The organism is Nocardioides sp. Soil805 (genome assembly GCF_001429625.1).
Lineage (GTDB): Bacteria > Actinomycetota > Actinomycetes > Propionibacteriales > Nocardioidaceae > Nocardioides.
Window position 1 is genome coordinate 322,562 of record NZ_LMSU01000001.1, and the last position, 12,630, is coordinate 335,191.

The following is a 12,630-nucleotide window of genomic DNA, read 5'->3' on the forward strand; positions in this document are numbered from 1 at the left end:
ACGCGGGATCATCGCGGAGGGGAAGAGCGATCAGCCTACGTCAGTGTGACAGGGGGTTCCGACATCGCTTCCGGCGTGCCGTCCCGGCCCCTCCTCAGCCGCCCGCGCCACCCGTCGTACGCCACTCCAGGGCGTGCCCGTGGCCGTGCGCGGCAGCGACCGGCACCCCGTCCAGGGCGAGCACGAACCGGCCCGGACCCACGGCGAAGTCCCCCGTCACCCGGGGCAGGACCCGGGGAGCCTCGTTGCTGACCCAGTGGCAGGCGCCGTCGGCGACCAGGCCGGTCATCACGTCGTGGAAGCGTTCGCGGTCGTCGTCCTCGAGGTAGGCGATGACCGCGCTGTGCAGCACCACGGGGGTGCCGTGGCGCCCGGCCTCGCGGAGGAGGTCGGGCAGCCGTTCGAGGAGGTCGCCGCGGACGACGTACGGCGGCTCCCGGCGGGCCACCGCCACGGCCTCGCGCAAGCGCTCGCGGCGCTCGTCCTGCTCGGGCCAGACGAGGTTCTCCAGCCACGACGTGGCGTCCTGGTCGGTGACGTCGAGCGGGTTGAGGTCGACGCCGCCTCGCCAGGCGACGTCCGGGTGCGTGGCTGGCACGGGGACCGGTCCGGTCGCCGTCGCGGTCAGCGTCGGTCCCCCGCTGCCGGTGAGGCGACCGGCACCGGGCCAGTCGTAGTCGTAGCGGTCCGGGAACAGGCACAGGCCGGCGCTGGCCCCCACCTCGACGAGCGCGAGCGGGCCGTCGAGGGTCCCGAGGACCGGGGTGAGGGCGGCGAGGCGGCCCACCTCGTTGGTCTGGGTGGCCCGGGCCCGGATCGTCGCCTTGACGGCCTCCTCGCGCTCCAGCAGGACGGCCCGGAACGCGGCGTACTTCCCCGGCGCCGGTGCGCCGTGCCAGCGGGCCGCCGCGAAGACGAGGTTGGGCTGCTGCTTGATGCGGGGCAGGTCGGCGAGCCAGGCGTGCACCTCCGGGTCGTCGGCGACGCCGAGCGCCCAGGCCACGAAGGTCGGGCTGTCGCCGCGCGCGTACGTCGCGAAGTCCCGGTAGCGGTCGGCGATCTCCCGCGCATCTGCATGGCCGTCACGCTAGCCGCCGCGGTCAGTGACCGAAGGCGGCCGGCCCCCGCCCGACGTTGCGCATCCGGATGGCGGAGAAGTCCCACCCGTCGGCCCGCACCGTGTCGAAGTGCCGTTCCAGGTCCGGGACGGCGCGGAGCTCGATCCCGTGCTGCTCGTGCAGCCCGCGGGTGTCCGCCACCCTCACGGGCGGACCCAGTGGGGTCACCGGGGTGGTGGCGACGAAGGCGTGCGGGCGATCCCCGAAGGGCTCGAAGTCGCGCGCTGCGAAACGGTAGGCGTGGAGCGGGACCTCGGCCATCGCCGGGAGCCACGCCTCCTCGACCGCGTGGACGCGCACGCCGTCCGGACCCCAGGCGCAGACCCGGGGGCACTGCCGGGGAAACCAGTAGCAGGGCGCGTTGAGGGCGTCGACGGCCCACACGTACGCCTCCGACTGTCGGGCGGTCGCGGCCACGTGCGGCACGAAGTCGGTGATCTCGGCGTCCTCGCTGAAGTGGAGGAGCTCCCCCGGTGCCGGCAGCATCGCCCGATCCTACGAAGCCGTCCGTACGACGGCGAGGCCGCTCGCGCCCATGCTCACCGGTCCCGCAGCAGCTCGTCCAGCAGCCGTCGCGCGACGTCGTACCCCTCGCGCCACTCCGAGGCCCGGGGCCCGGCCACGTTGAGGACGAGCGGCTCGGCCAGGGTCTCCAGCCAGGTCGCGACGTGCACCGCCGGTCCGGTCGTGACCAGGCAGGGCCGCCCGAGGCGGTCCGCCTCGTCCACCGTGAGCAGGGTGCCTCCGGCGACCAGCTCCGGCGGCGACACGACGAGGGTCGCGGTGCTGTCGCGGACGTTGAGGCGCGTCCGCTCGGCGGGGTCGGCGGACGGGGCCTCGCGCAGGTGTGGGTACGCCGCCAGCAGGCCTGGCGCCGTCGCCGAGTCCTCGGCCGCCCCACCCGCCGGGCACCAGCCGGAGTACAGCAGCCCGAGCCCAACGGCAACGTCGAGGGCGGCACGGTCCACCCCGGACTGGCCGCCGGAGACGATCGTGAGGCTGCTCGTCACGCTGCTTTTCCGATCTCCAGCTCACAGGTCACATAAGCGATCCTCGCGTGGTGCGAGGCCCGCGTCGAGCGACCCGACGGATCATGCCGACCTCCCCCCTTCCTGGCGCGTGGGACGTGCCGAGCGGGCACTTGTTGGCGCGTGGACGGTGCCGACCGGGCACTTTCTGGCGTGTAGGACATGCCGAGCGGGCACTTGTTGTCACCTGGATCGCGCCGAGCGGGCGCTTTCGTACGTCGGTACGTCGTCCAGCGCACGGCTCCCCGCTCTCGGGGTCGACAAGAACTGTTCGACGGTGGTGTCCACATGTCGGTCGAGGGGGCTGTTTCCGGGGTCTCGTTGTCGGTGGTCCCTGCTTGGCTTGAGCCATGACATCGACCGCCGCACCCGCGCTGCCGGAAACCCCGGCCGCGCTGCTGCGCGCGGTCAAGGAGTCGCGTGATCGGGCCGCGGCCGAGGACGTCGAGATGATGCGTCTCGGCATGCACTGGGCCGACCTGCACCTGGCGGACCCGGAGTTCGCGGAGGCCTGCTTCACCTCCCCGAAGACGTTCGCGGGTGAGGGGTCGCCGGCGATCGACGAGTTCTGCGTCCCGGAGTTCGCGACCATGCTCGGTCGCACCAACGACTCCGCGGGGCACAGGCGGGCCTGGTCGCGGGGTGGCGGGCACGACTCGTCGCCGACACGACCATCGACCTGACGCTTGAAGCGGCCGCGTACGTCGACGGGCAGGTGTTCTGGTGCGCCTCCCGGCTCACGCCCGCCCAGCTGGGTCGGGTGGTGGACGAGGCGAGGGTCCGGTTCATGCCTGACGCCGTCGAGGAGTCGCTGGAGAAGAGCGCGGACAAGCGGCACGTCACCTTCGACACCCAGCAGACGTCCTACGACGGCACCATGTCGTTGGAGGCCAGCCTGGAGATCCCCGACGCCCTCGCCCTCGCCGCGGCGGTGAAGTCAGGGGCGGAGCACCTCGCCCGTCTCGGGTCGACCGACACCGTCGACGGGCGCCGGGCCACCACACTCGGCGACCTGGCGCGTCACCAGCTCACCATCGGCTTCGACGACGACGGTGACGCAGTGGTCGAGGGACATCGGACCCCGCAGCCCGCTGCTCCCGTGACGCAGGTCGTGCTCCAGGTCGGGCGGATCGAGCAGGCCGGCCAGCGAGTGCTGTCGGTCGAGCAGATCCGCGCTTGGTGCGGACGCCCCGACGCCCAGGTCATCGTCAAGCCCGTCATCGACCTGCGCGAGCGCCTCGAGTGCAAGGGCTACCAGCCGACCGACAAGATCCGTGAGCACGTCATCGTCCGCGACGGGACCTGCGTGTTCCCGTGGTGCGGCCGCAACGCGAGGCACTGCGACCTCGACCACATCGTGGCCTACGACCACAAGCACCCCGACCAGGGCGGCTCGACGTCCACCGACAACCTCGCCGCCCTGTGCCGGCGACATCATCGGTTGAAGACCCACGGCCGGTGGCGCTACGAGATGACCGACCCCGGCGTGTTCACCTGGACCAGTCCCTTGGGATACACCTACCTCCGCGACCACACCGGCAGCCGCCCCCTCGGACGCGCCTGCCCCGAGCCCCACACTGTGCACCCGCCGGACTTCTGACCACCACGCCCCGCACCCCGCCACAGCAGCACCCGGCGGGGTAACCGGCGCGTCCGGACCGACCCACCGAAGCCCACCAGGCGTCGTGGACGTGCGTGTACGCCGCGGACCTTCTAGCCGCCGGCGGGCTCCCCCCACCACTGGATGCCCGCAGCGTCCGGCGTGAGGCGAGTGCGACCCAGCGGCTCCTCGAGCTCGACGCGCAGCATGGTGGCCATCTCGCGAGGCGAGCTCTCGTTGACCGCGAGGGCGTAGTACGGGTCCTCGGGAGCGAGGTCGACGTCCTGCTCGCTGACGTCTCGCCGCAACCCGATGACGCCGTCGTACAACGGGTGTCGGTAGACGACCTCGACGGTGTCGGCCCCGGTCGCGCGAGCCTCGAGGATCTCGACCTCGAGCTGCCGCCGCATCCCCCGGATGTCGGCGTCCAGCAGCGCGAGCACCTGACCGGCCCGGGTGGTCCGGTCCGTGGACGCTAGCGTTCCCTCGGGCAGGCCCCCGGCGTCGCCCGCCGAGCGAGGGGGCAACGGCGCAGGGCGGCGGATCGGCCGGACCTCGTCACGATCCACGGGCCGCACTCCTCCCGCCGTCGATCTCGGCCACGACGAGCCCGAGCGCCTCGTGCACGTCGAGTCCCCCGATGCCGATCGTCGTGACGTCCGGCCGGGCGGCGTAGGTCTCGCGCAACCGCTGCGCCCACCCCAGCACCACGGCGTCGCCACCGTCGCCGGCGATCACGCGGTTGCTCGCCGACGTCACTGGTCCTGACGTGTCCCGCTCACGCCAGCGAGCAGCCAGTGTCGGGTCGGGGAGGTCGAGGAGGAGCCCGGTGTACGCCGCCCCGGCCGCGGTGGCCGAGGCGACGAACCGCTCCAGCTCGACGGGGTCCGCGAGCAGCTGCGGCAGCACCACGGTGCGCCCCGCGTCGAGGTGCGCCGAGATCATCGCCAAGGCGAGGGGACGGACCACGCTGCCGGTCGCGACGAAGTCACCCTCCCAGCCCCCGACCAGGCTCCGCAGGAGGTCGATGTCGAGGTCGAGCCAGCCGGGCCGCGACGCGACCAGCGCGTGGGCCAGCGTGGACTTGCCGACCCCCGGCGCCCCGTTGAGGTGGACCAGCCGAGCTGTCACTGGCCGGAGCGGGCCGCGTCGAGCGACTCCGAGATGACCGCGTGCATGATCCGCGCGACCCGCGCCTCGCCCAGCTCGGGGGCGAGCTCGGCGACGCGGGCCACGATGTCGCGCTCCCGGGCGGCGTCGCGCTCCGGGTCGGCGACGGCGGACACCTCACGCTTGTGGTCCTGGACCACCCGTGTCAGCGCCACCCGGCGGGCCAGCGCGTCGCCGATCAGCAGGTCGACCTCGTCGATCATCGCGCGGTAGAACCCGAGCGGGTCCGAGCCGGGCCACACCATCCTCACGTCCGGCTCGCGCTCCTCGTTGGACGAGCCGTCGGTGCGCTCCAGCTCGACCAGGCCGTGGCGGGCGTAGAAGGCACGGGCCGGGACGTTGGCCTCGAAGACCCACAGGCCGAAGCCGTCGGGGCGCTGCGCCTTGGCGAGCTCGAGCAGCGCAGCCCCGACGCCGGAGCGCTGGGCGGCGGGATCGACGTACAGGGACTCCAGCCAGGTGCGGGTCAGGCCCGCGAAGCCGACGACCGTGCCGTCGGCCTCGGCCAGCCACACCTCGAGCGACGAGAGGTCCCACGACCCGACCCAGCGGCGGACGTCGTCGTCGGGGTGCACGCCGGGAGGCATGTGGGGCGCGGCGGCGCGGCGGGCCGCGAGGTGGAGCTCGGCGACGGCGGGCAGGTCGTCCGGCCCGGCCAGGCGGAGCGACACCTCAGTGGGCATCACGGATGACCTCGAGCGCGTGGGCCAGGTCGTCGGGGTAGCCGGACTCGTACTCGACGTACTCGCCCGTCTCGGGGTGCTCGAAGCCGAGCTTGACGGCGTGCAGCCACTGCCGCTCCAGCCCGACCCGCTTCGCGAGCGACGGGTCCGCGCCGTAGGTGAGGTCGCCGACGCAGGGATGCTTGAGGGCGGACATGTGGACCCGGATCTGGTGGGTGCGACCGGTCTCGAGGTGCACCTCGAGCAGCGAGGCGAAACGGTGCGCCTCCAGCGTCTCGTAGTGCGTCACCGACTGGCGACCGTCCGCCATCACCGCGAACTTGTAGTCGTGCTTGGGGTGACGACCGATCGGCGCGTCCACGGTGCCCTGCCACGGGTCCGGGTGCCCCTGCACGAGCGCGTGGTAGGTCTTGTCGACCGTGCGGTGGCGGAAGGCGTTCTTGAGCACCGAGTAGGCGTGCTCGGACTTGGTGATCACCATGACGCCGGAGGTGCCGACGTCGAGGCGCTGCACGATGCCCTGCCGCTCGCTGGCGCCGCTGGTGGAGATGCGGAAGCCCGCACCGGCGAGGTGCCCGACGACGGTCTGGCCCGACCACCCGGGCGAGGGGTGCACCGCGACACCGACCGGCTTGTCGATCACCACGATGGACTCGTCGTCGTGGATGATCTTGATCCCCTCGACGAGCTCGGGGACCACCTCGAGCGGGTCGGCCTCGGCCGGGATCGAGACCTCGAGCAGCGAGCCGGCGTGCAGCCGGTCGCTCTTGCCGACGTCGCCGCCGTCGACGCGCACGTGCCCGTCGGCGATCAGGTCGGCCGCGCGGGTCCGGGAGAAGCCGAACATCCGGGCCATCGCGGCGTCGACGCGCTCACCCGCGAGCCCCTCGGGCACGAGCACGGTGCGCTGGTCGACGTACGCGCTCACGACTCGTCCTTGCGGACGCGACCGCCCGCGAGCGTCACGCCCCGGAACGATTGGAGGATGATGACGCCGGCCGCGACGTTGATGCAGATGTCGGCGACGTTGAAGACCGGCCAGTTGGGCAGCATCAGGAAGTCGACCACGTGGCCGCGCATGACACCGGGATCGCGCACGATCCGGTCGGTCAGGTTGCCGGCCACACCGCCCAACAGCATCCCGAGGCCCACGGCCCACAACGGGCTGCCGAGCCGGCGGCTGAGCCACAGCACGACCAGCACGGCGACGAGGGCCAGGCAGCTGAAGACGATGGTGAACTCGGTGCCGGTGCTGAACGCGGCCCCCGGGTTGTGGGTGAGGTGAAGCACCAGCCAGTCACCGACGACGGAGATGTCGCCGTCGTCGAGGTTGGCCAGGGCCCACTGCTTGGTGCCCAGGTCCACGGCGTACGCCGCAGCGGCCACGAGGGCGAACAGCCCCCAGGTCCTGCGGGGTCGCGCGGTCGCTTCGTGGGTACCCGGGTCGCTGGAGCTCAGCGACGCTCCTCGCGCTGCTTGCATGTCATGCACAGTGTGGCACGCGGGAAAGCCATGAGACGCATCTTGCCGATCGGCTCCCCGCACGACTCGCAGATCCCGTAGCTGCCGTCGTGGATGCGGCCCAGGGCACGGTCGATCTGGGCCAGCATCTCGCGCTCGTTGTTGAGCACGGTCAGCTCGTGGTCGCGCTCGAAGCTCGTCGCGCCCATGTCGGCCTGGTCGTGGCCGGCACCGTCGCCGGCGTCACGCATGAGGCCTGCCAGCTCGTGCTCGGCCTCGTCGAGGACGTGGACCAGCTTGTCGCGCTGGGTGTTGAGGTCGGCGACGACCTCGTCGAGCTCCGCCTTGGTCCAGGAGCCCTCACCCTCCTTGACCACCAGGGAGGACATCGGAGCCTTCTTGGCGCTCACCTTGGTGTCGGTCTTCTTCACGGCGGCCTTCTTCGTCACGGTCTTCTTGCTGGCGGTCTTCTTGCTTGCGGACGTCGCGCTGGCGGTCTTCGCCGCCGGAGCCTTCTTCGCGGGCGCCTTCGTGGCCGGCGCCTTCGTGGCCGAGGCCTTGGTGGCCGGCGCCTTCTTGGCGGGAGCCTTCTTCGCGGGAGCCTTCTTCGCGGGCGCCGTGGCGGCCGGGGCCTTCGTCGCGGCGGGCGACTTCTTCGCGGGAGACTTCTTCGCGGGCGTCTTCTTCGCGGTGCTCTTCTTCGCGGAGGCCGGGGTGTCCGCGTCGGCGGCAGCGGTAGCGGAGCGGCGTCCGATCACCTTCTTGGCCGCGGCTGCAGCACTACCGGCGAGGGACTTGCGGGTGCTGGCCATCAGCGGGCCTCCTAGGGGCCGAGGTGTGGTGGTGTCTCCCACACAGTGGCAGGGAGGGTAGCCCCTGGCCGTGGACCCATCCAAGCGGCTCGCCCACAGGGGTGGAGAACGGCCGGCCCCACAGGGAACCGGCCGCTCTCGAGGTCGTACGACGGGCCGCGCGGCCCGGTGGGTCAGTTGTTCTCGTCCTCGCCCAGGATCGAGCGCAGGCGCTTCGGCGCCGGAGCACCGTCGGCCGGCATGTCGGCGATCGAGCTGGAGCCCTGCAGGGCCTCGAGCTGCTGGGTGAAGTAGCTCTTGAGGCGGGAGCGGTACTCGCGCTCGAACGAGCGGAGGGTCTCCACCTCGCTGCTGAGCTTGTCGCGCTCCTTCTCCAGGTCGCCGAACATCTGCTGGCGACGCTCGGCCGTCTCGGAGTCGAGCATCTGCGAGCGCTGACGGGCGTCGGCCTCGAGGCGGTCGGCCTTGGTCTTGGACTCGGCCTCGAGGCGCTCGGCCTTGGTGCGGGCGGCACCGACGATCTCGTCGGCCTCGTTCTTGGCCTCGTCGACGAGCTCGTCGGCGTTGCGCGTCGCGAGCTCGAGCAGTCGAGCGGCCGCGTTGGAGGCCTGCGGGACGGTCTCGACGCGGATGGTCTCGACACCCGCGGCCTGCGCGGGAGCGGCGGCGGGGGCCGCCACGGGGGCGGGGGCCGGGGTGGGGGTCGGCGCCGGGGCGGGCTTCTCCTCCACCTTGACCGGCTCGGGCTCGGGCTCGGGCGTGCGGGCCGGGGCCGGCGCACTGCCGCTCTGGGCCGCGGAGAGCTTCGACCGCAGGTCGTCGTTCTCCTTGGTGAGCCTGGCGAGCTCCGCCTCCACCTCGTCGAGGAACTGGTCGACCTCGCCCATGTCGTACCCCTCGCGGAGGCGCACGGGCGTAAAGCGCTTGTTGCTCACGTCCTCAGGCGTCAGCGGCATGACGTCACCCAAACTTTCACGTTGATGGCAAACCGGGCTGTTCCCGGACACACTAGCGCCACGGCGCGGCGCAGTGTCAGTGACCCATGGGGCTGCTGGGTCGGGTCACCCTCGCACGGATCCTAGGAGAAGACCGAACGGATCACGACGAGGAGGAGGTAGGCGCCGAGCATCACCAGCAGGAAGCTCAGGTCGAGCATCACCGAGCCCAGGCGCAGCGGAGGGATGACCTTCCGCAGCGCCTTGATGGGCGGGTCGGTGATCGTGTAGACGACCTCGAGCACGACCAGCAGGATGCCCGTCGGGGACCAGCGGCGTGCGAACACCTGGACCCAGTCCACGACGAAGCGGACCCACAGCAGGGCGATGAAGGCCCAGACGAGTCCGTAGAGGACCTCGCCGACGATATTCACGACTGACGCTCAGCTCTGGTTGAAGAAACCGTTCTCCGCGATCCGCTCCTTGTCCTCGGTGGAGACCGAGACGTTGGGCGGGGAGAGCAGGAAGACCTTGTTGGTCACGCGCTCGATGGTGCCACGCGTGGCAAAGATCAAGCCGGCGGCGAAGTCGACGAGGCGCTTGGCGTCGTTGTCGTCCATCTCGGAGAGGTTCATGATGACGGGCGTGCCGTCGCGGTAGTTCTCGCCGACGAGTCGCGCCTCGTTGTAGTTGCGCGGGTGCAGCGTGGTGATGCGGCTCAACTCGGCGACCACTCCAGGGGTGACCGAGGCCGGACGACGGCGCTCGGAGATGTCGGACACAGGGGCGGGACGGCGGTCCCGGGACTCGCGAGCGGGCTGCTCGGCGACCACGTCGTGCTTGGTGGTCTCGTCGTCGAACTCGTCGTACTGGCCGGTGTCCTCGAGCAGGCCGAGGTACTCGCCGATCTTGCGCATCGCGCCGCTCATGAGACAGATCCTTCGGTAGACCGGGCGCCCGGGTCCGGGCGCCACTTGACTGGTGTGGACATTACTGGACCGCGGGCCTCGGACCGAGGACCGCGGACCCGACACGCACGTGTGTCGCGCCGTGGGCGATCGCCTGCTCGAGGTCTCCGCTCATCCCGGCCGACAGGGTCGTCGCCCCGGGGTGGCTGGTGAGGAGGTCGGCGTGGATCGCGGCCAGGCGGGCGAAGGCGGCGTCGGGGTCCTGCCCGAGGGGCGCCACCGCCATCAGGCCGCGCAGGCGCAGGTGCTCGGTCGCCGCCACCGCGTCGGCGAGCTCGGCGAGGCCGGCCGGGTCCGCGCCGGCGCGGTGCCCGGAACCCGGCGGGTCCAGGCTCACCTGGAGCAGCACGTCGACGACGCGCTCCCCCGCCCCCCGCGCCAGCGGCGCGACCAGCTTGCGGCGGTCGACGGACTCGACGACGTCGGCGTACGCCGCGACAGCGGACGCCTTGTTGCTCTGCAGGGCCCCGATGAAGTGCCACCGAAGGCCGAGGTCGACGCACTCGGCGGCCTTCTCGGACGCCTCCTGGTGACGGTTCTCCCCCACGTCGGTGACCCCGAGGTCGGCGAGCACCCGGACGTCGGAGGCCGGGAAGAACTTGGTCACCACGACGAGCGACACCTCGTCCGGCCCGCGACCTGCGGCAGCGCACGCGTCCGCCATGCGACGGCGTACGACGGCGAGGCGGGCCGCGACGTCCTCGGCGCGGCTCACGAGAGCCACACCAGGCCGGCGAAGCGTCCCGCCGCGGCGCCGTCGCGGCGGTAGGAGTGCAGGCCGCGCTCCTCGAGCGTGCAGCCCGCGACGTCGACCACCTCGACGCCCTCCCGCTCCAGCTGCGCGCGCACGCCGGCGCCGATGTCGAGCGCGGGCGTCCCCCAGGACGTCTCGGCGTACGCCTCGGGCACGACCTCGCAGACCTCGGCCCGCATCTGCTCGGGCACCTCGTAGCAGGAGCCGCACACGTGCGGTCCCAGCCACGCGACGAGGTCCGTGGCCCCCTGGGCGCGCATCACCTCGACGGTGCGGGTGGCGATGTCGAGGACCATCCCCGGGCGGCCCGAGTGGACGGCGCCCACCACGCCGGCCTCGGCGTCGGCGAGCACGACCGGCACGCAGTCGGCGACCCGGACCATCAGCCCCAGGCCACGCGTCGTGGTGACCAGCGCGTCGCCGTCGGGCACCGCGCCGAGCGGCATCGGGGCGTCCACCACCAGCACCTCGTCGCCGTGCACCTGCGAGAGGCGGGCGAGCGGTACGCCGACGGTGTCCTCGACCCGCGCGAGCAGCTCGGGGAAGTCCTCCCGGAGCCCCTGGAGGTCGAGGGAGGAATCAGTGAAGGCGACGTCCACCCGGAGCCGGGAGACGTCGCCCTCACGGGAGTCGCGGAAAGCGAACACGTGCTACTTCAGGAAGTCCGGGACGTCGAGGTCGTCGTCGTCGAACTGCACGGGACGGCTCGGGCGGCTCGGCTCCTGGCGCGCGGGGGCCGACTGCTGGGACGGCTGCTGCGCGGGCGGCGCGGACTGCTGGGTCGGCTGGGCCGCGGGCCGGGAGGGCTCGAAGCTCGTCGGCGCCGGCGTCGCGGGCCGCTGGGAGGCGACCTGCTGGGCGGCGGCCCGGGTCTCGGCCTGGGTCTGCACCGGGGCCTGGGGTCGCAGCACGTTGCCCTCGGAGCGACGCTTCGGCATCCCGCCGTCGAACCCGGCGGCGATCACCGTCACCCGCACCTCGTCGCCGAGGGCGTCGTCGATGGTCGCACCGAAGATGATGTTGGCCTCGGCGTGCGCCGACTGCGACACCAGCGCCGCGGCCTCGTTGATCTCGAAGAGACCGAGGTCGGAGCCGCCGGCGATGGAGAGCAGCACGCCGTGCGCGCCCTCGATGCTCGCCTCGAGCAGCGGGGAGGAGACGGCCATCTCGGCTGCCTGGACCGCGCGGTCGTCGCCACGGGCCGAGCCGATGCCCATGAGGGCCGAGCCGGCGTTGGCCATGACGGACTTGACGTCGGCGAAGTCGAGGTTGATCAGGCCCGGGGTGGTGATCAGGTCGGTGATGCCCGAGACACCCTGGAGCAGCACCTGGTCGGCCTGCTTGAAGGCGTCGAGGATCGACACGTTGCGGTCGGTGATCGACAGCAGCCGGTCGTTGGGGATCACGATGAGGGTGTCGACCTCCTCGCGGAGCTGGCTGATGCCCTCCTCCGCGGAGTTGGCGCGACGACGGCCCTCGAAGGCGAAGGGGCGGGTGACCACACCGATGGTCAGGGCGCCCAGCGAGCGCGCGATGCGGGCCACGACGGGCGCGCCGCCCGTGCCGGTGCCGCCGCCCTCGCCGGCCGTCACGAACACCATGTCGGCGCCCTTGATGACCTCTTCGATGTCGTCGGCGTGGTCCTCGGCGGCCTTGGCGCCCACGTCGGGGTTGGCGCCGGCACCGAGGCCGCGGGTGAGCTCGCGACCGATGTCGAGCTTGACGTCGGCGTCACTCATCAGGAGGGCCTGGGCGTCGGTGTTGATCGCGATGAACTCGACACCCTTGAGGCCGACCTCGATCATCCGGTTGACGGCGTTGACGCCGCCTCCACCGATACCCACGACCTTGATGATCGCCAGGTAGTTCTGTGCTGCTGCCACGGCTGCAGGCCTCTCTCGGGTCTGGTCCGGCCGGGTGCCGGATCGAAGTCTGGGTTGTCGTGCTGCGTTGTCGTGCTGGGTTGTCGTGCTGGTCGACCGTGGTGCCCTCGGAAACCCGGAACTCTAACCGTGAACCTGAGGGTTATAGTTATGTCAACCTCGCGTTGCAGAAGACCATAGGCAGGGCGCAAGGACGGATGTCGCCGACACGCCCACGC

Annotated in this window: 17 protein-coding genes; 2 read left to right on the plus strand and 15 right to left on the minus strand. The window is 71.9% G+C overall.

Annotated features, from left to right (window positions below):
* Positions 1-94: 94 nt before the first annotated feature.
* From ASG94_RS01645 to ASG94_RS01655, 3 genes are read right to left on the minus strand one after another with little or no spacing between them, the layout of a single operon-like run.
* Positions 95-1,060, minus strand: a complete 966-nt coding sequence (locus ASG94_RS01645) for a DUF2332 domain-containing protein (RefSeq protein ID WP_056924699.1) — start codon at positions 1,058-1,060, stop codon at positions 95-97.
* Positions 1,061-1,100: 40 nt separating this feature from the next.
* Complete coding sequence (locus tag ASG94_RS01650) at positions 1,101-1,604, minus strand: DUF6886 family protein (protein WP_056924700.1); 504 nt, start codon at positions 1,602-1,604, stop codon at positions 1,101-1,103.
* Positions 1,605-1,657: 53 nt separating this feature from the next.
* Positions 1,658-2,128 (minus strand): YpsA SLOG family protein, encoded by a 471-nt coding sequence (locus ASG94_RS01655; protein ID WP_056924701.1) that lies wholly within the window; start codon positions 2,126-2,128, stop codon positions 1,658-1,660.
* Between the two features lie 368 nt (positions 2,129-2,496).
* On the opposite strand from ASG94_RS01655, the gene ASG94_RS01660 reads away from it, so the two are divergent.
* The gene (locus ASG94_RS01660; RefSeq protein WP_056924702.1) at positions 2,497-2,829 is read left to right on the plus strand and encodes a hypothetical protein; all 333 of its coding nucleotides are present in this window, start codon (positions 2,497-2,499) and stop codon (positions 2,827-2,829) included.
* 104 nt (positions 2,830-2,933) lie between these two features.
* Positions 2,934-3,746, plus strand: coding sequence for an HNH endonuclease signature motif containing protein (locus ASG94_RS01665; RefSeq protein WP_156411372.1), 813 nt, complete (start codon positions 2,934-2,936; stop codon positions 3,744-3,746).
* Between the two features lie 113 nt (positions 3,747-3,859).
* Here the strand turns inward: ASG94_RS01665 and ASG94_RS01670 are convergent, their stop codons facing one another.
* The 12 genes from ASG94_RS01670 to ftsZ form a co-directional block, all read right to left on the minus strand.
* Positions 3,860-4,315 carry a hypothetical protein gene (locus ASG94_RS01670; RefSeq protein ID WP_156411373.1) on the minus strand — a complete coding sequence of 152 codons (456 nt, stop codon included), beginning with the start codon at positions 4,313-4,315 and terminating at the stop codon, positions 3,860-3,862.
* A complete protein-coding gene (locus ASG94_RS01675) occupies positions 4,305-4,877 on the minus strand; it encodes an AAA family ATPase (RefSeq protein ID WP_056924705.1) in 573 nt (190 codons plus the stop codon). The genes ASG94_RS01670 and ASG94_RS01675 overlap by 11 nt, the downstream gene beginning before the upstream one ends.
* Positions 4,874-5,599 carry a GNAT family N-acetyltransferase gene (locus tag ASG94_RS01680; protein ID WP_082623864.1) on the minus strand — a complete coding sequence of 242 codons (726 nt, stop codon included), beginning with the start codon at positions 5,597-5,599 and terminating at the stop codon, positions 4,874-4,876. Before ASG94_RS01680 ends, ASG94_RS01675 begins: the two co-directional genes overlap by 4 nt.
* Positions 5,589-6,527, minus strand: a complete 939-nt coding sequence (locus tag ASG94_RS01685; protein ID WP_056924707.1) for an RluA family pseudouridine synthase — start codon at positions 6,525-6,527, stop codon at positions 5,589-5,591. The genes ASG94_RS01680 and ASG94_RS01685 overlap by 11 nt, the downstream gene beginning before the upstream one ends.
* Complete coding sequence (gene lspA, locus ASG94_RS01690) at positions 6,524-7,081, minus strand: signal peptidase II (protein ID WP_056924708.1); 558 nt, start codon at positions 7,079-7,081, stop codon at positions 6,524-6,526. The genes ASG94_RS01685 and lspA overlap by 4 nt, the downstream gene beginning before the upstream one ends.
* Positions 7,054-7,872: a TraR/DksA family transcriptional regulator gene (locus ASG94_RS22300; protein WP_082623865.1), complete on the minus strand. Its 819-nt coding sequence runs from the start codon at positions 7,870-7,872 to the stop codon at positions 7,054-7,056. The genes lspA and ASG94_RS22300 overlap by 28 nt, the downstream gene beginning before the upstream one ends.
* 173 nt (positions 7,873-8,045) lie before the next feature.
* Positions 8,046-8,828: a DivIVA domain-containing protein gene (locus ASG94_RS01705; RefSeq protein ID WP_056924711.1), complete on the minus strand. Its 783-nt coding sequence runs from the start codon at positions 8,826-8,828 to the stop codon at positions 8,046-8,048.
* A gap of 122 nt (positions 8,829-8,950) precedes the next feature.
* On the minus strand, positions 8,951-9,241 hold the full coding sequence (locus ASG94_RS01710; RefSeq protein WP_056924712.1) for a YggT family protein: 291 nt from the start codon (positions 9,239-9,241) through the stop codon (positions 8,951-8,953).
* Positions 9,242-9,250: 9 nt separating this feature from the next.
* Positions 9,251-9,736, minus strand: a complete 486-nt coding sequence (locus tag ASG94_RS01715; protein WP_056924713.1) for a cell division protein SepF — start codon at positions 9,734-9,736, stop codon at positions 9,251-9,253.
* A 61-nt stretch (positions 9,737-9,797) separates the two neighbouring features.
* Positions 9,798-10,490 carry a YggS family pyridoxal phosphate-dependent enzyme gene (locus tag ASG94_RS01720; protein ID WP_327152766.1) on the minus strand — a complete coding sequence of 231 codons (693 nt, stop codon included), beginning with the start codon at positions 10,488-10,490 and terminating at the stop codon, positions 9,798-9,800.
* Positions 10,487-11,176 (minus strand): polyphenol oxidase family protein, encoded by a 690-nt coding sequence (locus tag ASG94_RS01725; protein ID WP_056924714.1) that lies wholly within the window; start codon positions 11,174-11,176, stop codon positions 10,487-10,489. Before ASG94_RS01725 ends, ASG94_RS01720 begins: the two co-directional genes overlap by 4 nt.
* A 3-nt stretch (positions 11,177-11,179) precedes the next feature.
* Entirely contained in the window at positions 11,180-12,412 is a 1,233-nt protein-coding gene (ftsZ, locus tag ASG94_RS01730; protein ID WP_056924715.1) for a cell division protein FtsZ, read from the minus strand.
* Positions 12,413-12,630 lie beyond the last annotated feature (218 nt).

Bases quoted from the DNA above. Each gene is read 5' to 3' on its own strand.
- ASG94_RS01650 (WP_056924700.1), bottom strand. From the start codon at position 1,604: ATGCTGCCGGCACCGGGGGAGCTCCTCCACTTCAGCGAGGACGCCGAG.
- ASG94_RS01660 (WP_056924702.1), top strand. From the start codon at position 2,497: ATGACATCGACCGCCGCACCCGCGCTGCCGGAAACCCCGGCCGCGCTG.
- ASG94_RS01665 (WP_156411372.1), top strand. From the start codon at position 2,934: ATGCCTGACGCCGTCGAGGAGTCGCTGGAGAAGAGCGCGGACAAGCGG.
- ASG94_RS01680 (WP_082623864.1), bottom strand. From the start codon at position 5,599: ATGCCCACTGAGGTGTCGCTCCGCCTGGCCGGGCCGGACGACCTGCCC.
- lspA (WP_056924708.1), bottom strand. From the start codon at position 7,081: ATGCAAGCAGCGCGAGGAGCGTCGCTGAGCTCCAGCGACCCGGGTACC.
- ASG94_RS22300 (WP_082623865.1), bottom strand. From the start codon at position 7,872: ATGGCCAGCACCCGCAAGTCCCTCGCCGGTAGTGCTGCAGCCGCGGCC.
- ASG94_RS01705 (WP_056924711.1), bottom strand. From the start codon at position 8,828: ATGCCGCTGACGCCTGAGGACGTGAGCAACAAGCGCTTTACGCCCGTG.
- ASG94_RS01715 (WP_056924713.1), bottom strand. From the start codon at position 9,736: ATGAGCGGCGCGATGCGCAAGATCGGCGAGTACCTCGGCCTGCTCGAG.